Below are 25547 nucleotides of genomic sequence, written 5' to 3'. Positions count from 1 at the left end.
AGTAATGTTAGTTAAACCGCCTTACGGCTTTTCAAGAAGATCGCGAATGCGCGCCTCTTCGTCCGGCGTCAGCGCCTTGCCTTCCGGAAGAGCCACCCTGCGCCGCGCAAAAACAAAAACAGCCGCAGCCCCGATCAGGATCAGCGCCACGGGCGCCCCCCACAGTGCAAGCGTTCTCATGCTGAAACGGGGCTTCAGCAGAACGAATTCGCCGTAACGGGAAACCACGTAATCGATAACTGCCTCATCGCTGTCGCCCTGCGTCAATCGCTCGCGCACCAGCACGCGCAGATCCCGCGCCAGCTCGGCATTGCTGTCGTCGATGGACTGGTTCTGGCACACCATGCAGCGCAACTGCACGGTCAGCGCCCGTGCGCGTGCTTCCAGTGCAGGGTCGGATAGAACTTCGTCGGGGTTGAACGCCACCGCAGGCAAAGCGGTCAGCAACAGCCCGAGAACGAGCGCGATTTGTCCAAGGCATCGGCGCAACATGCCGGTGGAGCGCCATGGGGTGGGATGAGCGCGCACCGTCATTCCGCTGCTCCAAGCGGCAGCTCTTTTGCTGCCTTGGCTTTCCGCGTGGGCGCGCCCACGCGCAGGCGTCGGTCGGAAAGCGACACGAAGCCGCCAAACATCATCAACACCGTGCCACCCCAGATGCACAGAATGAAGGGCTTCCACCAGATGCGAACGACGATCCCGCCATCATCCATGGGGTCGCCCAGCGAGACGTAAAGCTGGGAAAGCCCGAAGGTCATGATGCCAGCTTCCGTTGTCGGCATCCGCCGGGCCGTGTAGAGCCGCTTGGAAGACCATACATCCGCGACCTCGACACCGCTCTTGCGGGCAGTGAAATGCCCGCGATCCTCGGTATAGTTGGGGCCGACATGGTGGCGAATACCGTCAAAGGTCAGGCTGTAGCCGCCCGCATCGACAACCATGCCCTGACGCATCTCAACGACGGTTTCGGTTTCGAATGTCGTGACGATGACGATGCCCAGAACGGTCACGCCAAGCCCCATATGGGCGAGTGCCGTACCGAAGGCGGATCGCGGCAGGCCTTTCAGGCGCCGCCAGGCGATGCCTGTCGCCAGTTTGCCAAAGTTCGCCCGGTACCAGAGGTCGGCGAGCGCCCCGAAGATCAGCCAGAAACCGGCAACGATACCGAGAGCGGCCAGTACCGGCCCGCCATTTTCGACATACCAGAGCGTGAGCCCGGCCAGTGCGGCAAGAGCCGCTGCCACGAACAGGCGTTGAAACGCGCCTAAGAGATCGCCTCGCTTCCAGGCCAGCATGGGCCCGAAAGGCGTTACGATCAGAATGGGGATCATCAACAGGCCGAAAGTCAGATTGAAGAACGGCGCACCCACGGAGATTTTCTCACCCGTCAGCGTTTCCAGCACCAGCGGATAGAGCGTGCCGATCAGCACGGTCGCGGTCGAGACGGTCAGGATGAGGTTGTTGAGAACGAGCGCACCCTCTCGCGAAATCGGCGCAAACAGACCTCCCGCCTTCAGGGTCGGTGCGCGCCAGGCGAAAAGCGAAAAGGCCCCGCCGATGAAAAGCATGAGAATGCAAAGAATGAAGATACCGCGGCTCGGGTCGGTCGCAAAAGCGTGAACCGAGGTCAGCACGCCGGAGCGCACCAGGAAGGTGCCGAGCAGCGACAGCGAGAAGGTCATGATCGCCAGAAGCACGGTCCAGATTTTCAGTGCTTCGCGCTTTTCCATCACCAGCGCCGAATGCAGCAGCGCCGTGCCCGCCAGCCATGGCATGAAGGACGCGTTTTCCACCGGATCCCAGAACCACCAGCCACCCCAGCCCAGTTCGTAATAGGCCCAGTAGGAGCCCATCGAAATGCCTGCCGTCAGAAAGGTCCAGGCCGCCAGCGTCCAGGGCCGCACCCAGCGTGCCCAGGCCGCATCGATGCGCCCCTCCATAAGGGCTGCAACGGCGAAAGAGAAACACACGGAAAAGCCGACATAGCCGAGATAAAGCAGCGGCGGATGGATCGCCAGACCGAAATCCTGCAGGACCGGGTTCAGATCCTGTCCTTCCGCCGGAACGGGCGAGAGGCGCTCAAAGGGGTTGGATGTCAGCAGAATGAACAGCAGAAACGCGGTCGTTACCCATGCCTGCACTGAGAGCACGTTGGCCCGCAGCGTATCGGGAAGATTGCGGCCGTAAACCGCGACCATTGCGCTGAACAGGACGAGAATGAACAGCCAGAGCAGCATCGAGCCTTCATGATTGCCCCATACGCCCGTCAGCTTGTAGATCATCGGCATCAGCGAGTGGGAATTCTCAAAGACATTCTTCAGCGAGAAGTCGGAGATCGCATAGGCGTGCGTCAATGACGCAAAGGCAATGCCCACCAGCAGGAACAGCAGCACAGAGCCCACGGGCGCCATATCCATCAACGCCTTGTCATTTCGGCGCGCGCCGATTGCCGGCAGAATGGATACGACAAGCGCCACGCCAAGCGCCAGAACCAGTGCGTAATGTCCGATTTCGGTAATCATTTCACCGCTCCCGCCTGGGCCGCACCATCAGTGGTCTTCTGCCACAGGCCCTTGTCCTTCAGGCGGTCGGCAACTTCCTTCGGCATGTAGTTTTCGTCATGCTTTGCAAGCACGCTGTCAGCAATGAAGGCGTGGGTCGCAGCATCAAACGTGCCTTCGGTCACCACGCCCTGCCCTTCGCGAAACAGGTCCGGCAGAATGCCGGTATAGCTCACCGGCACACTCGCCCCGCCATCCGTCACCGCAAAGCTGACCGTGCGGCCATCCCCGCGCTTGACAGAGCCCTCCGCCACCAGACCGCCAAGACGAATGCGCGTGCCCGGCGCCACGGCCGTCTTTTCGAGATCGCCCGGCATGTAGAAATAGGCAATCGACTGGCCGAAGGCGAACATGACAAGGAATGCAGCAATCATGATGAAACTGACGCCGCCGCCAATGATCGCCAGTCTCTTCTGTTTGCGGGTCATTGTGCCACTCCCTGCGCATTCACGCCAAGCTGCTGTGCCAGCGCCAGCAACTGCTTGCCCTGCTCTCCCGAAGGCGGAAAAGTCTTGAGACCCTCGGCCAGCGCCGCGCGCGCCTTGTCCTCGTTCTTCAACATCGCGTAAGATCGTACCAACCGCATCCAACCCTCGAAATTGTCAGGGTTTTCCTTCAGGCGTGCATCCAGACTTTCCACCATGCCAGCCACCATGGCCTGACGATCTGCCGGTGACATCGCGCTGGCAGCGGCCATGTCTTCCTGCGTGGGGCCGCCTGGAGGCGCCGCCTTTGCAGGCGCGGCCGCATCGCCGCCGGTATTTTGCAAATGCGCCTGCACAAGGGGAATCCACGGCGCACCCTCTGGCGAATCCTTCAATATCCCCGCAAAGGCGCTGCGCGCCTCATTCATCTTGCCCGCCTGCTCCAGCGCCAGCGCCAGATAGAAGCGAACGCGCGGATTGCCGGGGCTCGTCTTTTCTGCGGTCTCAAGCGCCGTGCGCGCATCCTCGATGACGATACCCTGGTTGGCGGCAATCAGCGTTTCGGCAAGCCCCGTCAGCCGCTGCGGATTTTCGCCGCGCAGGCGGATCGCGTTGCGAAATGCCATTTCGGCATCGCCAAGGCGCATTGTCTTCAAATAGATTGGCGCCAGAACATCCCATCCGGCACCGTCTTCGGGGTTTTGCGCCAGATGCCGTTCCGCCTTGGCAATCATCAGGTTCATGTCATTGCCGGGCTTTTCCAGACGCGCCTCAAGCGGCATGTCGGGCATATTGGGGCTGCCCATGTAGAGATAAAGACAGAGCCCAGTCAGCGGCAGAATCAGCGTCACGATGCTGGCCAGCGCGTTGTGGCGGGACGTGACGCCCGCCTTTTTGCCGGTATCGGCGGAAGCGGCTGCCAGAAGCCTGCGGCCGATTTCCGCCCGCGCATAGTCCGCCTCCGTCTCCCCGATCAGCCCGCTCTCGCGCTCGCGCTGCAACTCCGCCAGCTGATCGCGATAGACAGCGACTTCACCATTGTGATGTGTGTCGGATACGCCTCGATTGCGCATCAGCGGATAGGTCAGAACGATGGCCACGGCCGCCGTCAACAGGGCGATGATAATCCAGAACATGCCGTTTCAATTACTCGAATGCGCACCGCTTTGAAACAAGCCGCGGCGGGATGACGTGAATTTGAGGCAGTATGCCGCAAGCGGCGTCGCTTACACGCCAAAGCTTCGGCACATCCTGCCCATGTTCAAGCGTTGTGAACGACGCGGCCCCGGCTTGCCTTGACATACGTCAAGGAGGCTCAGGTCAGCGGCGTCCATGTTCCGTCTGTGTTGCGGCAGGCGGCGCCGCGCACCTTGGCCGGTTTGCCGTCCACCGTCAGACTGTGGGTATATTGGCGACAATTCTGGTTGCCCACCTGGTAGGGCGCGTTGGCGATGACTTCGCCGCGCGTATCGCCGCTTCCCCAGACCACAGCCTGCCCGCCCGGCGCTGTCTCCAGTGCCTTGTATTCTGCTTCCAGCGCCTTGTTGAAATCGCTCCGGTCCATCTGCAGGCCGCTGCGTCCGACGATACCGCCCTGGAGCGCGGAAATATAGGGTGTTGCAGACGCGCCGCTGCGCCCCAGCAGGCCACCACCGGCGGTGCGGGTGTTTGAGCTCGTGCAGGAGCTGAGAACCGAAAGGCAGATCAGCGACAGCACGGCAGGGCGCATAAAACTGGAGTTCATCCCGGCAAATCCGGCTTTGCCCATCACGTCAACCAAGAATACACTCCTTATCAACGCGCCATCCTGGCGCGGTCATTCATCAGGAAATGTCTTGCCAGTTTTTGGCCGTCATGCAAGCTCTTTCGAAAGCCCCGGCAGCAGCAATTCGGCTTTCAGCCCGCCAAGGGCGCTGCGCGACATGGCAAAGGTGCCGTGGTACTCAGAAACCACCTCGCTGACGATGGAGAGGCCAAGCCCGGTTCCCGGGCGGCTCTCGTCCAGTCGCCTGCCGCGCTTCATGGCTTCGGTAATCTGTTCCGGCTCCAGTCCCGGCCCGTCATCCTCCACCAGAAGCGTTACCCAGAACCTGCGGGTAACGTCCGGGTCGGAAGACGGATGCGTGCCCGGCATCACCGTCACAACCACCTTTGTCGTTGCAAACCGCGCGGCGTTTTCAAGCAGATTGCCCACCGCCTCTTCCAGATCCTGCTGCTCCATCGCCAGCACGGTTGCAGGCTGGTGCATGTCCAGTTCGAATGTCTTGTCAGGGTTGAGGCGGCGCATCACGCGCACCAGCCGCTCCAGCGCGGGTTCGGCCTCGGCACGCGCAAGGATAGAGCCGCGCTGCGCCGCAATACGGGCGCGGGAAAGATAGGATTGAACCTGCGCCTGCATCGCATCCACTTGTCCGCGCACCAGATCTCCGTGATGCGTGTCCAGCGTGCGGGCCTCGTTCAGCAACACGGCAATGGGCGTCTTCAACGAATGGGCCAGATTGCCCACCTGCATCCGCGCCCGCTCCACGAGCCTGCGGTTGCTTTCGATAAGCGCATTGATCTCGGTTGCCAGCGGCTGGATTTCGCGCGGGAAGTCACCCTCCAACCTTTCGGCATCGCCGCCGCGTATCTTGCCCAGCGCAACGCGCGCCTGGTCCAGCGGTCGCAAGCTGTAGAGAATCGCCAGACCATTGACGACAAGACTTCCCAGCCCGAACACGGCCAGCGCCAGATAAAGGCTGTTGGAAAAATCGCGCACATCGTCTTCGACGACATTGAGATTGCCGGTCACACGAAATCGCGCCGCCCTGCCCTCACCGTCCAGCACGACTTCGGTTTCTGCCACCTGCACGCGGTTGCCCGCCTCGTCGGTGACAACGTAATAGCGCTCATAGCGGTTGTCGAAGGGCACATCCAGAATGCCCGGAACCGGCAGGGTCGCAACGCCAAGCGAGGACGAAACCAGCGGCGCGGTCTGGAAATTGCCCAGCGGCTCCACCACCCAGTACCAGCCGGTATCGGGCTGCGAGAATCTCAGGTCGCCCAGCTGCGGGCTTCCGGCAAGCGTGTTTTCGTTGGAAACGGTAATGGAATTGATGACGTTGTAGAGCTGTGCGCGCAGAAGGTCGGTAAAGCTTCGCTCCACGCCCTGTCTGTAAAGTGTCGAAATCACCACCGCAATCACCACCAGCGCCAGCGCGGACCAGGCCGACGCCAGCAGCAGAACGCGAGCGGTGAGTGAATTACTTCGCATCTGCTGGCGCTTGCATCCGGTAGCCAAGACCACGAATGGTCTCGATCAGATCGACGCCGAGCTTCTTGCGCAGACGTCCGACAAAAACCTCGATGGTGTTGGAATCGCGATCGAAATCCTGATCATACATATGCTCGACCAGCTCGGTGCGGGAAACGACCTCCCCCATATGGTGCATGAGATAGGAGAGCAGACGAAACTCGTGCGAGGTCAGCTTCAGCGTCGCGCCGTTGACGGTCGCCTTTGACGATTTGGTGTCGAGCCGCACCGGCCCGCAGACGATTTCGGAGGATGCATGGCCCGCAGCACGGCGGATCAGCGCACGCACCCGCGCCAGCACTTCTTCCACATGGAACGGCTTGGTCACATAGTCGTCGGCGCCCGCATCGATACCGGCAACCTTGTCGCTCCAGCGGTCGCGGGCGGTCAGAATGAGAACCGGCATGGCCTTGCCGCTGGCGCGCCATTTCTCCACAACGGTAATGCCGTCCATCTGCGGCAGGCCGATGTCGAGCACGATGGCGTCATAGGGCTCGGTATCGCCGAGATAATGCCCCTCTTCGCCGTCGAAGGCCTGATCGACCACATAACCCGCTTCTTTCAACGCGTCGGTCAGCTGTCGATTGAGGTTGGTATCGTCCTCGACCACGAGAATGCGCATCATCAGTCCCTTTTCATTCCATACATCGCTTCTGCAGTGCGATGGTCATTCCAGATCATGTTTACATGAGAATTTGCGGAATGGCGACGCCTACATGGGCACGCGCATCGTTACCTTGCGGGGCCGTTCGCCATTGCCCTGAACCAGCACGGTCACGACGCAATTCTGGCCGTCATTGGAGGGATATACGGAAAGAAGCTGGCCGCCCGTTTCCCGTACCACGCGGGAGACCGCAGAGGTACAATCGCTTGCCACGTAACGCAGCGCGCCACCGCTTTGCGTCTGCCCATCAGCCTGCGGCGCAGGGAAACCGGCCAGACCGGCTGCAAGCGTCGCTATGATGAGAGGTGATGCCATTACACAAACTTCCACAGACCAATCGGGATGCACGTCGAAACGAACTCTGGTTGAATATGTATCGCAAAGCGTCTGAATGGCAAATGAATGTGGGGCGGACCCTGCGCCGAAGACGGCTACACATGGCAGCACGCAAAACGCGTACCGCCATGTGTGCGTCCTGCGTTACCGGATGATGCTGTTTGCGCTGAGGCGTCCATAGAGCGCAACCAGTCCGCCCACGCCACCGGCAACGGTGACCAGCCCTTCCGCAAGCTCCTCTTCAATACCGGTCGGCAGGTTCAACCCCACCACATGCAACAGCGGTGCCAGCACCGCAATCAGCGCACCCCAGACGGTCTTCGACTGGTACCAGGATTTCATGTTGTCCATCGTTTTTCCTTTCGCTTGATGGTATCGGGAAGATCAAACTGGAATGTCCGCACGCGCGGCAATGCCAAGCGGCACCGCCCGCCCAAGCTGGCGCACCCGGACAGAAAGAACACTTTGGGCGACACCGAAATCGGCCATTTCGTGATTGGCCGCATAAAGGCAGGCGGCCTCGCTCACCTCCATGCTGCGTCTCACGATGCTGCCCGAGAGCACCTCGACGCGGTAACGCTCGCTTACCTCGTCCAGTGGAATATCGGCGGCATCCCAGCCATCGGCATCCACGCGCCCGCGCCGCACCCAGGTCAGCTGGATGCCCGCCTCTGTTCGCACACCGCGCAGATGCACCGGCGCCAAGGGCGTTTCGGCCCGCATTCCCCCGGCAAAGGCAAAGGGGCCGATCTGCGATATCTGCGCCCCTGCCGCCTCCAGTATCCAGTTGAGTTGCAGGCCGCGCTCATCGGTGCGCACACCCATAGCAACCACGCTTGCATCCAGCACCACAACCTCACTGCCCTCGCCAGCCCCCGCCGCCATGGCATCCTCGGTGCCCGCCAGCCCCCGCAGCAACCGGGTCAGTCTCCAGCGCCCGGGCTCCACTTCCTGTGCATTTGCGAAGGCGGCAATTTCCCAGGCTCCGCTTGCGCTTCTGATGGCAATGCGGTTTGCACCGTTCAACACGGCAATGTCGGCCGCCGATGACAGATCGCCATAAGGCAGCGTCACATCGATTGCGCCGAAGCCGTTGAAACGACCGGAAAAACCCGAAGGAAGGGCACTCGCCAGCGCACCTATTCTGGCGGGTTGGTCGAGCAGGGCTCTGGCCTGATATCCTTCGCTTGCACCAGAGGCTGAAAGCGCCATGCGCCGCCAGGGTTTGGCAAAGGCCGCAGCCCTCGCAAATGTCTGCGCCTCGCCCACCTCGTAGCGCGGCAGGTCCATCAGCACGAGATCGGGATCGAAGCCACTGGAAGCACCGCTCAGCGCGGTCTTGCGCGGCGCTTCCGCCTCTGAAGCAATGGTGATCGAAGCGGGCGAAAATTCCCGCGCCTCGATCCGCCGAACATCGCCATCCTCGATGCGGCGAACCAGAAACCGACCGGTCGGCCCGCCCTCCAGCTCCACGCAGTCGCCGGGATCAAGAGCGATTTCGGCTGGCGAAATCGAGAAGCGTATGCTGCGCCGCGCCAGACGGTTGTCGCGCAACAGGTCTTCCACAAGGCTTTGCGTGGTCTCCTGCGGCAGCACCGCGCCCAGATCATATCGCAATACGCGGTTTCCGGCATGGTCAATTCGCCGGGATCGTACGCTTGCCGTCTCATAGTCCAGCGACGGGTTGTAGGCCGTCAGCACCGCCTCGGCGGCAAAATCGCTGTCATGTCCGCGTACTTCGGTCCACAGCGCGGTATCCTCGACATCGGCAAAGGCGGAAACAACCTTGGTTTTCGCCGCAGCACGACCGCGCGACACGAAACGCAACGTCGCGCCATCTTCGATGACATCTACCTGAAAGGCCTCTAACAGCGGTTCAAGCAGGCTGCGGGCAGAGGTCACATCGGCCTGCACATGGCCCGTTACATCTCCGCTGACGGCGGAAACGTCGAAATCCTCAAAGCCGTGCTCGCGCAGCACACGCGCGATCAGGTCTGCCAGCGTCGTTGCCCCCAGCCTGCCGTTCAGCCAATGGCCGGTGCGCCAGTTTGCGCCGTCACTCCAGGTGGCACCGTCCTGCGGGAATGCAGGATAGGGTCTGGCATCCCAGGTCCACACGAAAATCCTGCCTGCATCCACCATCCCCGCCGGTGGCAAGGACCCAGACCAGTGGTCGTGATGCGCCTCCAGAAAACGCCTCTGCTGGCTGTCGGCGCGCATCCGGCTGGAAAAATGCGGATAACCGCTCTCGGAAGATTTCGGATCGATGAAGGCATTCGGGCGGTTCGCCCCCTTGTCGATGGCCGGGCAGCCAAGCTCGGTAAACCAGATGGGCTTCATGCCCGGCATCCATGCGCTGGGGGTGGTGCGCTCTGCTCCGCCAATACGGTCATAGTGCCGGTTCTGCCACCAGCCACGCAAATCCTTGTTGCGAAAGATCCAGTGCTTGCCCTTCAACCCGTCCGCGATAGGACTGCGCGTCCGGCTCGCCCGCTCTGCGTCGCTGCCATAGTACCAGTCGAACCCCTCGCCAGCCTCGATGTTGCGGGCAAAGCCCGCCGCATCATCAGGCCCGACAAAACCGTCAGGGTTTGCGCCCAGCATGTCCTCATCACGCCAGTCGGACAGGGGCATGTAATTGTCGATCCCGACAGCATCGATATTCGGGCTTGCCCACAGCGCATCCAGATTGAAGAACACATCGCCCGTGCCGTCTGCCGGGTGATAGCCGAAATATTCGCTCCAGTCGGCGGCATAGGTCAGTCTGGTCGAACCACCCACGATGGCGCGCACATCGCCCGCCAGTCGCACCAGCTCTTCCACAAAGGGAAAGGCGTTTGCCTCGTCGCGCACCCGCGTCAATCCGCGCAATTCGGAGCCGATCAGAAACGCGTCCACCCCGCCCGCCTGTGCCGCCAGCGCCGCATAATGCAGCACCATGCGGCGATATCCGTCGGCGCGGTTGCAGAAGTCGGAAATCTGGGTTCGTGCCGTTGCGGTGCGGTCAACGCTGCCGGGCCGCCCCGCCGCCGGATGGCAGCTTATGTTGCCGCGCCAGCCATAGGCGTCCTGCTGCGGCTTGCCGTATGGGTCGGCAAGCCCGTTGTCTTCAGGCACATCCATCATCACGAAGGGGTAGAGGCACACTTTCAGGCCGCGTGCCTTAAGGTCGGCAATTGCCTGCAACACGCTGGCATCGCTGGGCGTGCCGCCATAGGCCGGGCCGCCATCCCTGCGGCTGACCAGCCTCACCTTGCTGCGCGTCATGCCGGCAACGGACCATCGGGCGCTTTCCCGGTCGCGATAGGAAACCTCCACACCGGGCAAAATCCGGCAATCGCCCGCGCGCATGTCGGTGCCGAACCAGGACACCACCAGCGCCACGCTTTCAAGGTTAGGGCACAGCGCCTGCAATTCGTCGATGGAGGCCTGCCAGTCGGTCGCAGCCGAAAGCGTGTGACGGTTGAGGATGCGGCTTTCGCCCGCCCCCGACCGCTCGGAAACCGCAATGGTGGCATAGCCGTGCTCGGTCGCAGCGGGTATCACCGTCACCGCCTTGATCTGCCCCTCAAGCTTGCCGATGGGCCGCAGAACCTCGAAGTGAAGCAGCGGAATACGATTGCCGAAACTGTCCAGCGGCAGCCGCTCGAACACGACATAGGACAGGCCGCGATAGGCGGGCGTATTGCCCGCCCCCTGCCGTGCCTCGATCAGCGGATCGGGCAGCTGCGTCTCGCTGCCGGGGTAGAAGCGCATTTCGATGCCGGTTATGTCCAGCTCCTGCCCGTCCGCCCACACCCGCCGCACCATCGCAGCCTCGCCTTCGCACAGGCCAACGGCAATGTTGGCGAAATACTGGAAGGTCTCCACCGTCGTGCTGCTGCTACTGCTGCTGCTCTTGCCGCCCTGCCGTTCGCGCGTCACGCTTTCCTCAAAGCGTGTGGCCCAGATCAGCGTGCCGCCAACCCGCACCGTTCCATAGGCACGCGCGATCGCAGCCCCCTCGTCCGCGCCCGGAAGGCGGGCGGTGGAAAGCCGCGAGCCCGTCACCGTCCTCGATGAAGACAGAAGCGCGTTGTCCACGGCACCGCCCGCCAGCGCCCCTGCCGCACGGCCAATCATTGCGCCGACAGGACCGAAAATGCTGCCGATGGCAGCGCCCGCCGCCTGAAAAACTAGGGTTGCCATGCGGCCTACCTCTCGGGAAAACGGAAAATACCGGCGATGCGCCTGCGCCACGCAGGCACCAGCGCCGAGCGCAGCACCTGCGCGGTTTCATAGGCGTGAATGAAGTGATCGGCATCCGCCAGAATGCCCACATGCTTGGCCGCATAATCTGCCCGCCAGCGAAACAGCAGCATGTCGCCCGGCTGCGCATTCGCCGCCTCGACTGGCTGGAAATGCCGCATGGCCGCCGCCATCAGCCGGTCCTCCCCGCTGCGTTCGGCCCAGTCGCGCGCATAGGGTGGCGGCAGTTCCGGCTCGTCTCCGTAAAGCTCGCGCCAGATGCCTCGTATCAGCCCAAGGCAATCGCAACCCACGCCCTTCAGGCTTGCCTGATGTCTGTAGGGCGTGCCGATCCAGCCTTCGGCCAGCGCCAGAACCTTCTCACCGGTCGCGCTCATTGGAAAAGTGCTCCGCCGTCATGTTGCGTGCGGCTCGTGACATAGGAGTAGGCGAAATCCGCGCCCGGCATATGCGGACAACCCCTGAAGTTGAGATGATTGGCGAACTTCGCCTTGCAGGTGGAAAAGCTCTTGTCGCATCCCGCCGTCACCTGGAAGGCGTCCCCCGGTTTCGGCGGCGTTTCCAGCGGCAGCCAGAAGCTCAATGTCGCCACCCCATCCTTTAACGCGTGATCGTCGAGATCAAATCCGCGCCCGGCATTGGCCCCGCCCGCAAAGACCAGCTTGCCCTGCCGGAAAAAGCCTTCCGCAAATCCGCCAAGTCCAGAAACGGCGATCCGCCCGGCAGCATCCACGGACACCACGGTTCCCGTTGCCTGAAACGCCCTCAGGTCAGCCCGGCAACGGGCGTCGCCAAGTGCGGCATCGCAACGTCTTGCGTAAACGCGGCCCTGCGGCTGGCTCAGCCGGTGGGCAAGGCTGCGCAACTCTGCGGTAAAGGAGCCGCCTGCACGCGTCACCTCGCCAATTTCTCGCACCTTCAGCAGCATATGTTGCGCAGGGTCGCTCCAGTTGACGAGGTAGAGCTCCACCCGCGCGCCGTCGAAGCGGCCAGCGGACAGATCCGCCTCGGAAATCGCCTCGCTGGAAAATCCGCCCGCCACCTCGCCACTGCTGGCCGAAAGGCCGGTCTCGCTGTCGCTTTCACTGGTCTGGAAGCCGCTTGCTGCAAGGTAGGTCACGCCATCGAATGTCAGCGCCGTATCATGCTCGGTAAATCCCAGCACAGAGCCGTCGCGCAGGCTCACCTTCCAGCAATGGCAGGTCGTCGTCGCCTCGCCCGCCAAGTGGTCGGCAAGGTCGTCGGGCACGGTTTTCATGGCAATATCTCCACCAGTGGAATGGAAGGAATGCGCCCCGCCTCGAAACTGGCGAGGCTCACATCGATACGATCCGTGTCGAAGCGCACCGGCACGTCGAAGTCGAACCCGGCGCGAATGGCTGCGCCTGCGGCTGGCACCTGCCCCTGGGCAAAGGTCACCATTCCCGTTTCATGGTCGGTGGTGAAGGCGGAGGCGGAAACCGCCGAACCATTGACGGAAATGACCACCGTGCCGCTCACCGGCTTGGAAATAATGCGCGTCCAGCCGCCACCGGCGTCGTCATAGGTCTTGACCAGCTGAAATCGCGCGGTTGATCCATCGCCCGTCCCAATCCGCTGATCCATCGCCGTGGGGGTGGCAAGCGGCGGGCAGGAGCTGTGATCGACAGGATCGCGGAACCGGAAGCCATAAAGCTGTCCGCCACGCGCCTCGAAAAAGGACAGGACGGCATAGAGGTCGGTAACGGAGCGCACGCCTGAACCCGCATCATAGGCGCGCCGGGAATTGCGCCACCTCTGGTTCCTGTTCTCGCGCCCGTTGGAAAGGTTGACGATATCGGTCCGCCGCACCGGACCACCGCTTGTGCCCAGCGCCAACCGTAATGGAAAGCGCACCTCATGAAATGCTGCCATAGGCTTGAATTCCTGATCCTATTTTGTAGCTCCGGTCACGGTCTGCCGCGCCGTCTTCCGCTCACAGGCCGCGCTGTCCCCGGCCCACGCTGCGGGCCAGCATTGCGGAAATCTGCCCTTCGCTGCGGCGGAAACTTGCCGCGTCACTGGCCGTCACATTGAACACGATCTGCGTGCCGCCACCGCCACCTGAGGACGCCACGCCCAGCGAACCGTCTGCCCCGCGCTTGAGCGGCAGGATCGCCTCGCTGCCTGCCTCTCCCATAAGGCCCGTACCGCCTCCCATCGGGAAGAAGGTCGGGCTGGAAACGACGCCGCCATCGGCAAAGGGCGTCACCCGCCCCGGTACGCCGCCCTTGGCAAAGGCAAACAGAGAACCGGCCCCCGATGTCAGGTTGCCGACGGCAGAAGACAGCATGTTTTCCAGCGGCTTCAGCCCGGCGCTCAGGGCAATATTCGACAACTTCGTCGCCAGCCCCTGCAACACGCTGTCCAACCCCTTTCCACCCACCGTCGCAGATTGAAGGGCAGAGGTCAGCGCAGAGCCGAACCGTTGCGAGCGCCGCTCCAGATCGTCCATAACAGAAACAAGCGCCTCCGCATCATCCCGCTGGTCGGCCAAATTCGTATCATCTGCCATGGGCTTGCCTTTCTGATTCAACGCGGCTGTTCAGCCTCTTGAAATTGCGGTCGTTTTGGCCTGGCGGAAGGAAAGGACATACGCCACCCGCCGCGCTCACCCATCCGGGAACAGGCGCATCAGCCCTTCCAGCGCGGGCCGGTCGATTGTTGTGTCGTGCGGGCGCATCCCGCCGGTCATGGCGAAGAATTCCACTGGCGTCAGCGCCCAGAAGACAGCTGGAGGAAGCCGCAGCAGGCTCAGCCCCGCATGGATCACCTGCCCCCAGGGAAAGGGCTTGATGTCCTGGCGTTGGTCTGGGCCCGCTGCGGCCATCAGGGGGAAGCGTGTTGCCGCCCCTCGGTGCCGGTTCCGGCAAAGGTCGCGGTCAGGAGGTCTCCCACGATCGTTGCGTAACCGGCAATTCCACCATCGATGCTCATGGCCGCCACCTCGTCGTCGCTAAACAGGTTGCCGGCGCCACGCAGCCCTGCCCCGATGACGCGGATCATGTCGGCGGCCTTCATGCGTCCGCTGGCAAAGCGGCCGGCCAGATCGGTCAGGTCGTCGGCTGCAAAGGCCGTCTCAAGCTCGGCCAGCGCTCCCAGCGTCAGGCACAATATGCGCCGCTCGCCATCCAGCATGGCTTCCACTTCGCCGCGCCTGCGGTTGGCGCGGCCAAAATTTGCCGCCCCCATCACGCCGCTCCAAAGGTCAGCGCGCCAGCCGATTCCAGCGCGATTTCAAACTGCACCTCGCCGTCATGGCGCGCGGAATATTCCAGCGCGGTGATCTGGAACGCGCCGGAAATCGTGCCGAAGGCGGGAATTATGATCTGCCATGTGGGAATATTCCCGGCGAAGAACTGCGCGCGCACCAGCTCGTCGCTCTGCAGATCCTTGAAAATGCCCGAGCCCGTCACCCCGGCCCGCTGAATACCGGCACCGGCCAGCAATTCGCGCCAGCGCCCGCTGCTGTCGCTGTCGGTTATGTCCACGCTCTCGGCGTTGAATGCCAGCCGTTTGGTTCGCAGGCCCGCAATGGTTACGAATGTCCCGGAATTGTTGATCTTCAGCAGCAGGTCTCTTCCCTTCTGCGCCCCCATGGCCTGTCCTTTCTTTTGGTCTTGGTCGGTCTTGAAGAAGCACTGCCTATTCCGTGATCGCCCGAAAGCGGATCTCGGTCAGGAACGGCTTCGATTTGGTTTCCCGTACCGAACGGCTGGAGCGGTAAAACAGGCTGACGAGGGCAATATTGCCACTTAGCACCAGCGGGGCATCGTCCAGCAGGGTCAGCACCCGCAGGGCAATGTCCTGCGCCATCTTTCGCCCGCCTGCGGCACTCCACACCTCGATTGTCAGCAGATGCTCCTCGCCCGGGGGCGTGTCGGCGGAAAGTTGGCGGCTTTCCATGTCGCCAAACACCACGCAGGGCAGAACCGGCCTCGGCAGCAGCCGGTCGACGATGCCCCGGTCGCCCACCATCGCCACCAGCGCAGCGTCAGAGGCAAGCCGGGCGTGAATGGCCTGAAGCAATGCATTCGCCGCCTTCATCGGCTTTCCTCCTCACACCGGCAGACAATGAAGCGGCCGGTCTCATCGGGATCGATCACGGAGATGACGGCAAAGATGCGCGCACCCTTTTTCAACCGCATCCCGGCGGCGATATCGGTGCGAAACGCTGCCCAGATCCGGTGGGTGATGGTCACGCCATCGGCGGATGCCCGCTCAAGAGACGTCTGAGAGACGGGCTCAATTGCCGCCCAGAGCTGCCGAAGCTGACGCCACCCCGGCGTCACACCGCCCTGTCCGTCCGGCGTTTCCTCGGGTGCCTCAAGCTCCAGCCGTGCCGTCAAATTGCCCGGGTCGAGAAAGGTCAGGTTCATGGCTCACAGCCCCATGCGCCGGAACGGCCCGATCAGCCGGTCATAGCCTGCCGGCACGCCAGCTGGCTGGTCGGCGGGCGAAACCGCCCCGCGAAAGGCAAACATATGGGCGATGTGGATCAGCATGGCGCGCTTGAGCGTATCCGGCACGTCGACACCGCTCTGTCCGAAACCGGCGGTGAAGTCGATTTCGATCCCGTTGAGCGGCTGTCCCGGCAAAGGTGGCTGGCGCAGCCACAGCCGCGCCGGGCGCGCCTCGCCATCCAGCATCCGGTCAATGCCGCTGATGTCGGTCGGGTCACCCGCATCGTCGAAAACCAGAATCTTTTCGATGGTTTGCACCGGCCCCTTGGCAATCTGAATCACATCGCCATCGGGCCATGCGTCCAGATAGAGGCGGAAGCTCTGCTGCGTCAGGCACAGCCCGGTCTGGCGCTCCAGATGGTCGCGCGCCGTCTTTATCAGCGAGAGCAGAAGCGCATCCTCATCGCTGCCATCGAGCCGCAAATGCTCTTTCACCTGGGCAAGCGTCAACGGCTCCGCCTGCGGCGGGGTCAGTGTGGCGTAGGTCATGATCTCTCCGGAAATAGCCTGTCGATTGCGACGGTGCGGCTGTCAGACCCTCCCTTTCGGGAAGTGTCGCGCCGCACCGCCTGCGTTGAAAGCTGGCGCGGACGCGTCAGCTTGCGGCGAATTTCACCAGCTTTATCGCCTCGAAATTCTGCACGCCGCCACCCACACGCTTGGTGGTGTAGAACAGCACATAGGGCTTGGCGGAATAGGGGTCGCGCAGAATGCGGATGCCGGTGCGGTCCACGACAAGATATCCGGCACGGAAATCACCGAAGGCGATGGCCATGCTGTTGGCCGCCACGTCCGGCATGTCCTCGGCTTCCGCCACTGGAAAGCCCATCAGCGCCGCAGCCTGACCGGCAGAAGCTGGCGGCTGCCAGATGTAATTGCCGGTCGTGTCCTTGAAGCGGCGCAAGCTCGCCTGGGTCTTGCGGTTCATCAGGAACCTGCCATTCTGGCGATGCCCGGCTTTCAGCGAATAGATCGTGTCGATCAGAACATCCAGCGGCCCGGTGGAGGCGAAGGCTCCCGCCGCACCGGTTGCGAGATAGCCGATCTTGCCCCAGGCATAGGAGGCATTGGCAACCGTTTCATAGGCCAGCACGCCCTTCGGCTTGTTCACACCATCGCCGGAAATGAAGGCGGTTCCCTCCTGCTCGGCAAAGGCCACGTCCACTTCGGCGGCAATCCATGCCTCGATATCGACCGCGGAATCGTCCAGCAGGCCCTGCGTTGCCGCCGGCATGGCGTAAAGCTCCATGGTCGGGAAGGACATTTCCGCAAGCTGCGGCGTGTTGGTCTGCGGGCGCGCCGCGGTCTCGGCCACCCATCCGGTGGAAAGACCCGCCAGCGCAAAGGGCTTTTTCAGCACCGCGCCAGAAACCTGCCGCACGGTCGCCAGCGCACGCATTGGCGAAACCACCGCCATGCGCTTGCCAATCTCGCTGTCCGTCTCCGTCGGCAGCAGAAATCCGCCATCGGCACCCGCGCTCCCGGCAAAGGCCTTGGCCTCCAGCTCGCGCAACGCGCCCTCGTCACCGCGCCTGATATAGGCTTCGAAGGCCGTCTTGTGTTCATCCGCCTGCGCCGATGTCGCGCCGCGCCTGCCCAGCGCCGGACGCGCCTTTTTCAGCGAAAGCTCGTCCATCGCCTGCTTGTTTTCATCCAGCGCCTTGTCGATGCGGTCGAGCTTTTCGCGGGTCAGCACGTCGCTGGTCATCTTGCGCTCGATGTCGCCAAGCCGCTGGTCATTGGTTTCGCGGAAGGCCTCGAAGGCCTCCATGAAATCATCGAAAGCCGCCGTCATCGTTTCCGGCACGGCCTTGATCTGCGGTGCCACGGCCTGCAGGTTTGCATGGGCCAATGTCTGTTCTGTCATGGGGTCTTCCTCTGTTGTGGTGGATGGTGTGAAGGAGCGCGGCGGCTCAACGCCGGAAGCTGCTGTCGGCAAGGCTTTTGGCCGCACGGCGCATCGTGCGCACAAGCTCGGTCTCCCGGTCGCGGAAGTACCTCGCCTGCTTGACGTTGGAAACCCGCGCGGATGGCAGCATGGGAAAGGTCACGACGGAAATTTCCCAGAGATCGGCTTCCAGAATGCGGCGAATGCCACCACGCGCGGCCTTGCCCGCACGCACGGTCTGGAAGCCGATGGAAAGCCCGTCCAACGCGCCTGTTTTCATCAGCGAGTGAACTTCTCTGGCTCTGGCAACCTCCGGCGCCAGCACACCCTCGACGAACAGGCCGCGCTCGTCTTCGCGAATGGTGCGCCATGCCCCGATCGGCTGGGCGGGGTCGTGCTGGTAAAGCATCCGGATGCCGGACGCGCCGCGCTCTTCAAGCGAGCGGCGGAATGCGCCGGGCTCGATCACGTCGCGGCCCAGATCCACCTCGCCGAAGACGCTGGCATAACCTGAAAACACGCCGTCACCGGCGATGCCGCGCAGCTCCAGGCTGGCAAATTTGCGCGTGGCGGGGCGTGGCCCGCGATAAGCGTGCATGAAAATCTCCTGCGATGTTTTAAGGGAATTTGCGGCGGATCAGCTCAGGGCTTGGGGCGGCCCGCGTAACGCTCGGCCAGGCGCGCCATCACGCCAAGCCCCCACCAGGCGCAAAGGCTGGCGGCAGCAGATCCGGTCAGCATGATGTCCTGCCCCGAAAGCCCCTCGGTAATCTCCAGCCGCTTGATGATCCACAGGCCCACAGGCCCGCCGAAGATCATGCCGCAGGCCAGCCCGGTCAGAAACCGGCTGGCCGCTTCGCGGTGGGTTTGCGGCAGCAGATAGATCAGCGAAACCCCGGCACCCGCCACCGCGCCGGTAAAGCGCGCAGCCAAAATGCCGCCTTCATTGGCAAATTCAGACATGGGTAATCATTCCGGGTTAGAGTGAATATGGTTGTGCAGCGGGCGCGCCACACGCCAGCAGCCGTGCTGTGCGCTTTTCCTTGAATCTTCAGAATCGGTTGGGGCGAAATCCTCACAGATGGATTGCGCATCTTCACAAACTGATTCAACGCGCCCTAGTAACCGACGGCCTCGCGCTTCTCGTCATCGCTCAAAAACGCCGCAGCCCCTACCCTTGCCCACAGCGCATCGCGCTCGCCGGAAAGCCCGGCAATCTTGTCGAGGTCAGGCTCCAGCCGCAACGCGCCTTCAAACAGCGGTGAGAACCAGGCGGAGAAGCTTGCGGCGGTCCGGCCGATCAGCGGCAGCACCGTCAATCGGTAGAAGGCCCGGTTGGCCTCCTGATAGTTGGCAAAGGTGTTGTCTCCGGGAATGCCCAGCAGCATCGGCGGCACACCCAGCGCCAGCGCAATGTCGCGGGCCGCACCGTTCTTGGCTTCCATGAAGTCCATGTCCTTGGGTGAAAGGCCCATGCTTTTCCAGTCCAGCCCGCCTTCCAGAAGCAGCGGGCGGCCTGCATTCACCGCGCCCGCATAGCCATCCTCAAGCTCGCGCTTCAACCGCTCATACTGGTCGGCGGAAAGATTGCCGCCTTCCTTGGGCTGGTAGACCAGCGCTCCGGAAGGGCGGGCGGAATTGTCCAGCAGCCGCTTGTTCCAGATACTGGCGGCATTATGCAGATCAAGCGCTGCCCCCGCCGCCGAAAGCGGAGCAAATCCCTCATGGTCGCTCAGCGGGTTGAACAGTTTCAGATGCAGCAGGCCCAGCCCGTCGCGGTCGGCATCGATGCGCCGCACCGCCCGCCCCTCGGCCCGGTAGTCGAAAGCCGCGGGCCAGCCATCGCCGCCTTCGACAATGCTGATGCGGTCTGGCCGCAGAAGGTGCAGCTCCCGCAATCTGTCATCGACCACAAGTGGCTCGATGAATGCGCTGCCCGAGAGCATCAAGTGTCCGTAAAGCGCCTCCAGAAAATCCGGCCCGCTCATATGCCCATTGGGGCGGGAAAGCAGGCGCAACAGCGCGTGCTCGCCAATTTCCCTGTCGCCCTCATAGAGCAGCCAGCTGACGGAGGCCGCAGCTTCCGCAACCATGCGGGCGGCACGGTGGGCAACGGGGTTGCGCATGAAGCCCTCGCGGGCCAGTGCCGCATAGCTGCGCCCGGACCAATGGGCCCGGCCCATGTCGCCGGACAGCGCCAGAAAGCCGCCAGACGCCTTTCTTTCGGGCACGGCATCACGCTCCGCCGGGCGCCGCCACGGCAGGGAAAGAGAAAATCTCATGGAATGATCCTTCAACAAACGCCTTTAGCCCGTGCTGCGGCTGCAGACGGGTGACGGGTCGCTTCACATGGTCCTGTTTGTGTTACCGGATAGGCGTCTTGGTTGCTTTGTCGCTATCGAAATCGGCGGCAACGCGCGTTTCCCGCAAGGGCTTCACCGTATTGGTGGACAGTTCATAGGCCGGGTCTGCCTTGTAGGCGGCAAGCGCCTCTTCGCTTTCAAACTCGCCATAGACGATGAAATCGACCGAATTGCCCCACTGGTCCCGCTTCACATTCTCGCCAATCTCAAGCTTTTGCGCGTGAGAGATGGCCGTTAGCCCCGAAAGCCCCTTGCGCACCGCGTCGCGGTTGGCCTCTGGTACGGTAAAGAAAACGATATGGCGGATCATCAAAACACCTGTCTTGGGAACGCGTGAGCGTCAACCGCCTATCATCCCGCCGCCTCCGGTGCAATCCGAGCGGCTGGCAGTCGCGGCTTGCAATCACGTCAATGTGGCGTGAAAAGCCCGGCCATATCCCGCCAGCAATGCGGCGCGGTCATTGCCGTTGATGATGGCCCTGGCACCTTCCCAGTCGGCGCGGCTGGCGTCGAAATATTGCGAAAGGCGCCGCCCGGTAAAACTTCCGCGCAGCATTCCTTCGATGAGAATGGCGGCGGAAACCTGCGGCTCCAGCGCCCGTTCCGGCTGTGCTACGAGGTCTACGCCGATGACATCGGACATGGTCTGGTAGTTGCGCTTGTGCGTCAGCTGCACCAGCCCGCGGCCAAGCCAGCTTTTGCCGTCTGCGTCACGCCGCCAATAGGGTGTCCGCACCTGCCCCAGCCTTCCGGTTGCAAAGGCACGGTCCAGAATGCGGATCGCCGCGTCGTCGCTGGCGGCCAGTGTTTCGCGCACCGGCTGCATTGTCTGCGCTGTCTCGTGAAAAGCCGTGGCGAGTATATAGGCCAGCTGCCTGAGGTCGCCGCCGGGGGCGCGGGCTTCGAATTCATCAAGCACAAGCTCGGTCCCTTCCACCTGGCGTGCGCTCAACCTCTCGGGAAACGGGTTGTCGCGAATCTCTGCAAAAAAGCGTTGCCTGTTGATCACCATTGTCACCTTTCCGAAATGACGCTCCTAAATGAGCGTTTTCCCCAGGGGTTCTTTGCAACCTAAATCGATTTGAAAAAATCCTAATCGATTTTAATTCGTGCGAACCGTTTTAAGAGAATATTTTACCTTGAATTAAGGAACTTTCGCCCGCTTACTCTGTTTCACACCGCGCAAAAGCTGCGCCAAACCCGCGAAGGAGGAATGCCATGACAGCGACTATTCCGCAGACCACCTACGATCGTATCGAAAGCGAATGGCGGCAAATGCGTGAGATGGGCTCCCAGCAGAAGCCTGCCCAGTCTACGAAAAAGTAAGGCAGTCGACATGCTGCCTACAGCATGTCCGGACTGAACAATCGCCCGTGACGCTACACAGCGTACCGGGCGTTTTCGTTTCCAGCCCTCACATCCCCCACACTAGATTCCCCGTACTCTTGGCTCGGCCATCGTCTCCATCGCCAGCGCCGTCAGCGCCCAGACAAGGGCATCCAGACGGTCGGGCGATTTTCGCGAAGACAACCCATCCGGGCCGAAGTCGGTCATCTGCTCCTCGAGTTTCTGAAACCTTCCCGCGTGCCGCACCCGGCCCTGCTCATAAACCGCTGCCACCGGCTCGGCGCGGGTAAACTTGCCGCGGCTGGCCCGCACCATTGATATCGGCAGGTTGGCGTCGATGCTTCTCAGCGTGGCGCTTACCATTTCGCCGCCCTGGTTGACTTCCGCCACCACCCGGTCCGCCTCGAAACGCCGGAACGCTGCCACCACCGCCCGCGCCCAACCGGCAGGCGTGGCGCCCTCGGCGGAGCAATCCGCAAGAACCCGGAACGTCCCGTCAATGCCGATACCCGCCACCACGATCCCGCAGCAGGAGCCCTCGCCGCTTCCCGCTGGCGGGTCAACGGCCACGACAATCCGCGCCAGTGGAGGCGGCGGCGCAGGGTCGAAGATGGCTTCGAGATCGGCCAGCTTCCACAGGGCGTCGTCCCGCTGGGCAATAATCTCACCGTCCAGCTCCTGCCGCCCCAGCCGCGTTCCGCCATAGCGTTTCATCATGGCGTCGATGAACCCCGGCGAGAGGTTTGAGGCATTGTCCGTGGTGCGCATCCGCACCGTCCGGCTGGCCGGGTCTTCAATCAGCGCCTTCAAGAGCGGGATCGGCCTTGGCGTCGTCGTCACCAGCTGGCGCGGCTTGTCGCCCAGGCGCAGCCCGAACTGCAGCATGTCCCAGGTCTCCTGGGCGTAGCGCCATTTCGCCAACTCGTCAGACCAGGCGAAGTGGAATTGCGGGCCACGCAGGCTTTCGGGGTCTTCTGACGAGAATATCTGCGCCATCGCCCCGTTTGGCCAGATCAACCGGCGGCGCGATGGCTCGAATTCCGGTCGTCTGAACCGCGCCACGCGGCAGATACCGGAGACGCCATCGATCATCACCTCGCGGGCATCTCCCAGCGTTTCCGCCACCAGCGCAATCCGCAGCTCGGAATGTTCGCCATGCGATGCGATGAGATGCACCCACTCGGACCCCGCCCTCGTCTTGCCGGAGCCGCGCCCGCCAATCAGCAGCCAGTTGCGCCAGTCGCCCTCTGGCGGCTGCTGGGCCATGCTGCCAACGAACCGCCAGTCGCGGTTCAACCGCGCCACGAACTGCTTCCTGTGTCTTTCGGCCAGCGCTTCCGTCATGCCTTTTGCAATCTCTTGGGCGCGCAGCTCTGCGCCGTCGTTGCCGCGACGTGCCAGCAATGCCCGTCCCGCCTCATTCTCGCCCGTCAGCTTGCGGCCCCTCCGGCGAAAGACCGGCATCTGCAAGTCTTGCCCGCACTTTCTGTTCGACGAGGTCATCGATCCGCCTCTGGAAGAAGGCCACAGCCTCTTCATAGCTCTGGTTGTCCGCTTCGCTCTCGGCAGCCACCTCGCGGTCGCGGGCCAGTTGCCGTTGCAGCGTGTCGATCTTCTCAAGTGTGCGCACGATCAGCGACATGGCGTCGGTCGCGGCCTTCACATCGGCCCGCGCCGTCTTCCCCGCCCCATCGTCTATGGCGGCATCCAGCGCGCCGTCCGCCCCTTCGCGCAAGTCACGAAAAAAGCGGAACTGCTCGCGCATCTCCGCCGTCATCTCGTTCAGCAGCCGCCACAACCCGTCCGGCCCGTCAATGGAGCCGGATGGCCGCATATCTGCTGGTCGCTCCTGCGGCACGGATTTCATCTCCAGCACCACCAGCCGCGCGTCATAGACACGGCTTTGCGGCCACTCGCCGTCAAGCGAGAGCGCGTCACTCGTCATCAATGTCATGGTTATCTTCCACCTAAGCGCAACGAAGCCGCAAATGCATTACGTCGCGTTCACATCCGGCAAAGGGTGAGGCCTGAAGACCATGGCCGAAGGGATCACAAGTCCCCAAGCCCCCGCTCCATCCGCACTTCTCCGACTGTATCTGAACACTACCCGAAGACCGTCACGCCGTCAAGGATTAAATTCCTATGATAGGCGAAATTTATTCCGTGCACTTCTTCCACGCCTCTCTCGCGCATATTACACTGATCTCTTAAACAACGGCGAAGGACAGAAATATTGAGATGGATCAGACGCTTGGTCACGCCGCTTTCCAGCACGGGGATCGTCTTTGGCACGGTGCTGCTCTGCGTGTCGCTCACACCGTCCCTGCTGCCGCGCACCTTCGTCATGCAGGGTGTGCTGTGCGGTTTTTCCTTCGCCATCGGTTATTTCATCGGCATTCTGGCAAAGCATGTCGCCATCTATCTCGGCCTGCCGCAACCCTCGCGGCATGACAAGCGCGGCATTCTCTTCGTCGTCTCGCTTGCGGCCCTGGTCGCCGCCATCGGCTTTCTCTGGCAGGCCGCAACATGGCAGAACTCCATCCGCGCCCTCATGGAGCTTGATCCGCTGGACAGCGCCCACCGCATAAAGACCGGGGCCATTGCGGTTGGTGTCGCCGGGCTTCTTATTGGCTTTGGGCGGCTGTTCCAGATTGTGCGGCGGCTTTTTGCCCTGCGTAGCCGCCGTTTTCTGCCGCGCCGTCTGGCCAATGTCGTCGGCATCGCCGCCGCTGGCGTCATCGCGGTACTGCTTCTCAACGGCCTTGTGGTGGATATCGGCCTGCGCTTCCTGGACAGCTCGTTGAAGCGGGTGGACAGCCTCATAGAGCCGGATGTGCCCCGCCCTTCGGACCCCATGAAAACCGGCAGCGAAGCCTCGCTCATGTCGTGGGAATCGCTCGGTCGGCGCGGGCGTGAATTCGTGGCAACCGGCCCCCACAGCGCCGAAATTTCCGCCTTTACCGGTCGCCCGGCCATGGAGCCGATCCGCGTCTATGCGGGTCTCAACTCCGGGCAAACGCCTGCAGAGCGTGCCGCACTGGCGCTGGAGGAGCTGAAGCGCAGTGGCGGTTTTGCGCGCTCCACCCTGCTTGTCGTTGTGCCCACCGGCACCGGCTGGATAGACCCGGAAGCCCTTGATACAATTGAATATCTCCACTCAGGCGATGTCGCCAGCGTCGCCGTTCAATATTCCTATCTCTCCAGCTGGATCGCCCTTCTGACAGAGCCGGATTACGGCGTGGAAACGGCCCGCGCCCTGTTTGAAGCCATCTACGGCTACTGGACGACACTGCCGAAGGAAACCCGTCCAAAGCTCTATCTGCATGGGTTAAGCCTCGGCGCGCTCAACAGCCAGAAATCCTCCGATCTTTACGATGTTCTGGCCGATCCCTTTGAGGGCGCGCTTTGGAGCGGCCCGCCCTTTTCCAGCCCCACATGGCGTATGGCCACATCAGGGCGTGTTCCGGGCACGCCCTACTGGCTGCCGAAGTTCCGGGATTCCTCGGTCATCCGCTTTGCCGATCAGTATTCCAGCGCCCAGATGCCGGACAAGCCCTGGGGGCCCATGCGCATCGTCTATCTGCAATATGCCAGCGATCCCGTCACCTTCTTCGAAACATCGTCGGTCTATCGCCGTCCGGAATGGATGCAGCAGCCGCGCGGCCGTGACGTATCCTCATCCTTCCACTGGTTCCCGGTCGTCACCTCCCTGCAATTGCTGCTGGATGTCGCCGCCGCAACCACCGCCCCCATGGGTTACGGCCACGTCTATGCGCCCGAACATTACATAGACGCATGGCTGGAAGTGACCCAGCCCCAGGGCTGGAGCCCCGCCGAAATCCAGCGCCTGAAGATGTTCTTCAAGGCAAGGCGCGGCAGTATGGACCCGGTATAAAGCCAAGTCGTCACAACGGCGCCATCTTGCAAAATTACCCCTTAAGG

The 25547-nt window shown here is 62.5% G+C and carries 29 protein-coding genes; 1 reads left to right on the top strand and 28 read right to left on the bottom strand.

Annotated features, from left to right (window positions below):
* Positions 1 to 21: 21 nt before the first annotated feature.
* The 28 genes from ASF69_RS08650 to ASF69_RS08515 all read right to left on the bottom strand — a co-directional run bounded on the left by ASF69_RS08650 (position 22) and on the right by ASF69_RS08515 (position 23559).
* On the bottom strand, positions 22 to 492 hold the full coding sequence (locus ASF69_RS08650) for a cytochrome c-type biogenesis protein (RefSeq protein ID WP_062587240.1): 471 nt from the start codon (positions 490 to 492) through the stop codon (positions 22 to 24).
* Between the two features lie 38 nt (positions 493 to 530).
* A complete protein-coding gene (locus tag ASF69_RS08645) occupies positions 531 to 2522 on the bottom strand; it encodes a heme lyase CcmF/NrfE family subunit (protein ID WP_062586882.1) in 1992 nt (663 codons plus the stop codon).
* Positions 2519 to 2989: a cytochrome c maturation protein CcmE gene (gene ccmE, locus ASF69_RS08640; RefSeq protein WP_062586881.1), complete on the bottom strand. Its 471-nt coding sequence runs from the start codon at positions 2987 to 2989 to the stop codon at positions 2519 to 2521. The genes ASF69_RS08645 and ccmE overlap by 4 nt, the downstream gene beginning before the upstream one ends.
* Complete coding sequence (gene ccmI / locus ASF69_RS08635; RefSeq protein WP_062586880.1) at positions 2986 to 4122, bottom strand: c-type cytochrome biogenesis protein CcmI; 1137 nt, start codon at positions 4120 to 4122, stop codon at positions 2986 to 2988. Before ccmI ends, ccmE begins: the two co-directional genes overlap by 4 nt.
* Positions 4123 to 4301: 179 nt before the next feature.
* Positions 4302 to 4730, bottom strand: coding sequence for a hypothetical protein (locus tag ASF69_RS08630; RefSeq protein WP_082469687.1), 429 nt, complete (start codon positions 4728 to 4730; stop codon positions 4302 to 4304).
* 108 nt (positions 4731 to 4838) lie between these two features.
* The gene (locus tag ASF69_RS08625) at positions 4839 to 6239 is read right to left on the bottom strand and encodes a HAMP domain-containing sensor histidine kinase (protein WP_062586879.1); all 1401 of its coding nucleotides are present in this window, start codon (positions 6237 to 6239) and stop codon (positions 4839 to 4841) included.
* Positions 6229 to 6900, bottom strand: a complete 672-nt coding sequence (locus ASF69_RS08620; RefSeq protein ID WP_062587238.1) for a response regulator transcription factor — start codon at positions 6898 to 6900, stop codon at positions 6229 to 6231. Before ASF69_RS08620 ends, ASF69_RS08625 begins: the two co-directional genes overlap by 11 nt.
* Positions 6901 to 6990: 90 nt before the next feature.
* Positions 6991 to 7257: a hypothetical protein gene (locus ASF69_RS08615; RefSeq protein ID WP_062586878.1), complete on the bottom strand. Its 267-nt coding sequence runs from the start codon at positions 7255 to 7257 to the stop codon at positions 6991 to 6993.
* Positions 7258 to 7422: 165 nt separating this feature from the next.
* A complete protein-coding gene (locus tag ASF69_RS08610; RefSeq protein WP_062586877.1) occupies positions 7423 to 7629 on the bottom strand; it encodes a hypothetical protein in 207 nt (68 codons plus the stop codon).
* A gap of 33 nt (positions 7630 to 7662) precedes the next feature.
* Positions 7663 to 11466: a glycoside hydrolase/phage tail family protein gene (locus ASF69_RS08605; RefSeq protein ID WP_062586876.1), complete on the bottom strand. Its 3804-nt coding sequence runs from the start codon at positions 11464 to 11466 to the stop codon at positions 7663 to 7665.
* A gap of 5 nt (positions 11467 to 11471) precedes the next feature.
* On the bottom strand, positions 11472 to 11903 hold the full coding sequence (locus ASF69_RS08600) for an NlpC/P60 family protein (RefSeq protein ID WP_062586875.1): 432 nt from the start codon (positions 11901 to 11903) through the stop codon (positions 11472 to 11474).
* Entirely contained in the window at positions 11900 to 12784 is an 885-nt protein-coding gene (locus ASF69_RS08595) for a DUF2163 domain-containing protein (protein ID WP_062586874.1), read from the bottom strand. The genes ASF69_RS08600 and ASF69_RS08595 overlap by 4 nt, the downstream gene beginning before the upstream one ends.
* Complete coding sequence (locus ASF69_RS08590) at positions 12781 to 13419, bottom strand: DUF2460 domain-containing protein (RefSeq protein WP_062586873.1); 639 nt, start codon at positions 13417 to 13419, stop codon at positions 12781 to 12783. Before ASF69_RS08590 ends, ASF69_RS08595 begins: the two co-directional genes overlap by 4 nt.
* A 61-nt stretch (positions 13420 to 13480) precedes the next feature.
* Positions 13481 to 14059 (bottom strand): phage tail tape measure protein, encoded by a 579-nt coding sequence (locus ASF69_RS08585; RefSeq protein ID WP_062587237.1) that lies wholly within the window; start codon positions 14057 to 14059, stop codon positions 13481 to 13483.
* A gap of 96 nt (positions 14060 to 14155) precedes the next feature.
* Positions 14156 to 14374, bottom strand: coding sequence for a rcc01693 family protein (locus tag ASF69_RS08580; protein WP_062586872.1), 219 nt, complete (start codon positions 14372 to 14374; stop codon positions 14156 to 14158).
* Positions 14374 to 14736 (bottom strand): gene transfer agent family protein, encoded by a 363-nt coding sequence (locus tag ASF69_RS08575; protein WP_062586871.1) that lies wholly within the window; start codon positions 14734 to 14736, stop codon positions 14374 to 14376. Before ASF69_RS08575 ends, ASF69_RS08580 begins: the two co-directional genes overlap by 1 nt.
* Entirely contained in the window at positions 14736 to 15143 is a 408-nt protein-coding gene (locus ASF69_RS08570; protein ID WP_062586870.1) for a phage major tail protein, TP901-1 family, read from the bottom strand. The genes ASF69_RS08575 and ASF69_RS08570 overlap by 1 nt, the downstream gene beginning before the upstream one ends.
* A 46-nt stretch (positions 15144 to 15189) precedes the next feature.
* The gene (locus tag ASF69_RS08565; protein WP_062586869.1) at positions 15190 to 15591 is read right to left on the bottom strand and encodes a DUF3168 domain-containing protein; all 402 of its coding nucleotides are present in this window, start codon (positions 15589 to 15591) and stop codon (positions 15190 to 15192) included.
* The gene (locus tag ASF69_RS08560) at positions 15588 to 15923 is read right to left on the bottom strand and encodes a phage head closure protein (RefSeq protein ID WP_062586868.1); all 336 of its coding nucleotides are present in this window, start codon (positions 15921 to 15923) and stop codon (positions 15588 to 15590) included. The genes ASF69_RS08565 and ASF69_RS08560 overlap by 4 nt, the downstream gene beginning before the upstream one ends.
* Positions 15924 to 15926: 3 nt before the next feature.
* The gene (locus ASF69_RS08555; protein WP_062586867.1) at positions 15927 to 16496 is read right to left on the bottom strand and encodes a head-tail connector protein; all 570 of its coding nucleotides are present in this window, start codon (positions 16494 to 16496) and stop codon (positions 15927 to 15929) included.
* 106 nt (positions 16497 to 16602) lie between these two features.
* The gene (locus ASF69_RS08550) at positions 16603 to 17874 is read right to left on the bottom strand and encodes a phage major capsid protein (RefSeq protein WP_062586866.1); all 1272 of its coding nucleotides are present in this window, start codon (positions 17872 to 17874) and stop codon (positions 16603 to 16605) included.
* 46 nt (positions 17875 to 17920) lie between these two features.
* Positions 17921 to 18493 (bottom strand): HK97 family phage prohead protease, encoded by a 573-nt coding sequence (locus ASF69_RS08545; protein ID WP_062586865.1) that lies wholly within the window; start codon positions 18491 to 18493, stop codon positions 17921 to 17923.
* A gap of 44 nt (positions 18494 to 18537) precedes the next feature.
* Positions 18538 to 18858, bottom strand: a complete 321-nt coding sequence (locus ASF69_RS08540) for a DUF6107 family protein (RefSeq protein ID WP_062586864.1) — start codon at positions 18856 to 18858, stop codon at positions 18538 to 18540.
* Between the two features lie 155 nt (positions 18859 to 19013).
* Positions 19014 to 20177, bottom strand: coding sequence for a phage portal protein (locus ASF69_RS08535; protein ID WP_062586863.1), 1164 nt, complete (start codon positions 20175 to 20177; stop codon positions 19014 to 19016).
* Between the two features lie 82 nt (positions 20178 to 20259).
* Positions 20260 to 20568 (bottom strand): Dabb family protein, encoded by a 309-nt coding sequence (locus ASF69_RS08530; protein WP_062586862.1) that lies wholly within the window; start codon positions 20566 to 20568, stop codon positions 20260 to 20262.
* A gap of 93 nt (positions 20569 to 20661) precedes the next feature.
* On the bottom strand, positions 20662 to 21270 hold the full coding sequence (locus tag ASF69_RS08525) for a hypothetical protein (RefSeq protein ID WP_062586861.1): 609 nt from the start codon (positions 21268 to 21270) through the stop codon (positions 20662 to 20664).
* Positions 21271 to 21686: 416 nt separating this feature from the next.
* Entirely contained in the window at positions 21687 to 22949 is a 1263-nt protein-coding gene (locus ASF69_RS08520; RefSeq protein WP_062587236.1) for a terminase family protein, read from the bottom strand.
* Positions 22950 to 23022: 73 nt separating this feature from the next.
* The gene (locus tag ASF69_RS08515; protein ID WP_062586860.1) at positions 23023 to 23559 is read right to left on the bottom strand and encodes a hypothetical protein; all 537 of its coding nucleotides are present in this window, start codon (positions 23557 to 23559) and stop codon (positions 23023 to 23025) included.
* A 297-nt stretch (positions 23560 to 23856) separates the two neighbouring features.
* Between ASF69_RS08515 and ASF69_RS08510 the strand changes: the two genes are divergently transcribed.
* Positions 23857 to 25500 carry an alpha/beta-hydrolase family protein gene (locus ASF69_RS08510; RefSeq protein WP_156462031.1) on the top strand — a complete coding sequence of 548 codons (1644 nt, stop codon included), beginning with the start codon at positions 23857 to 23859 and terminating at the stop codon, positions 25498 to 25500.
* Positions 25501 to 25547 lie beyond the last annotated feature (47 nt).

Origin of the sequence: Rhizobium sp. Leaf311 (genome assembly GCF_001423445.1) — a bacterium.
Classification (GTDB): domain Bacteria; phylum Pseudomonadota; class Alphaproteobacteria; order Rhizobiales; family Rhizobiaceae; genus Agrobacterium.
Note: the sequence above shows the minus strand (reverse complement) of the source record. Positions and strands in the feature narration are given on the sequence as shown.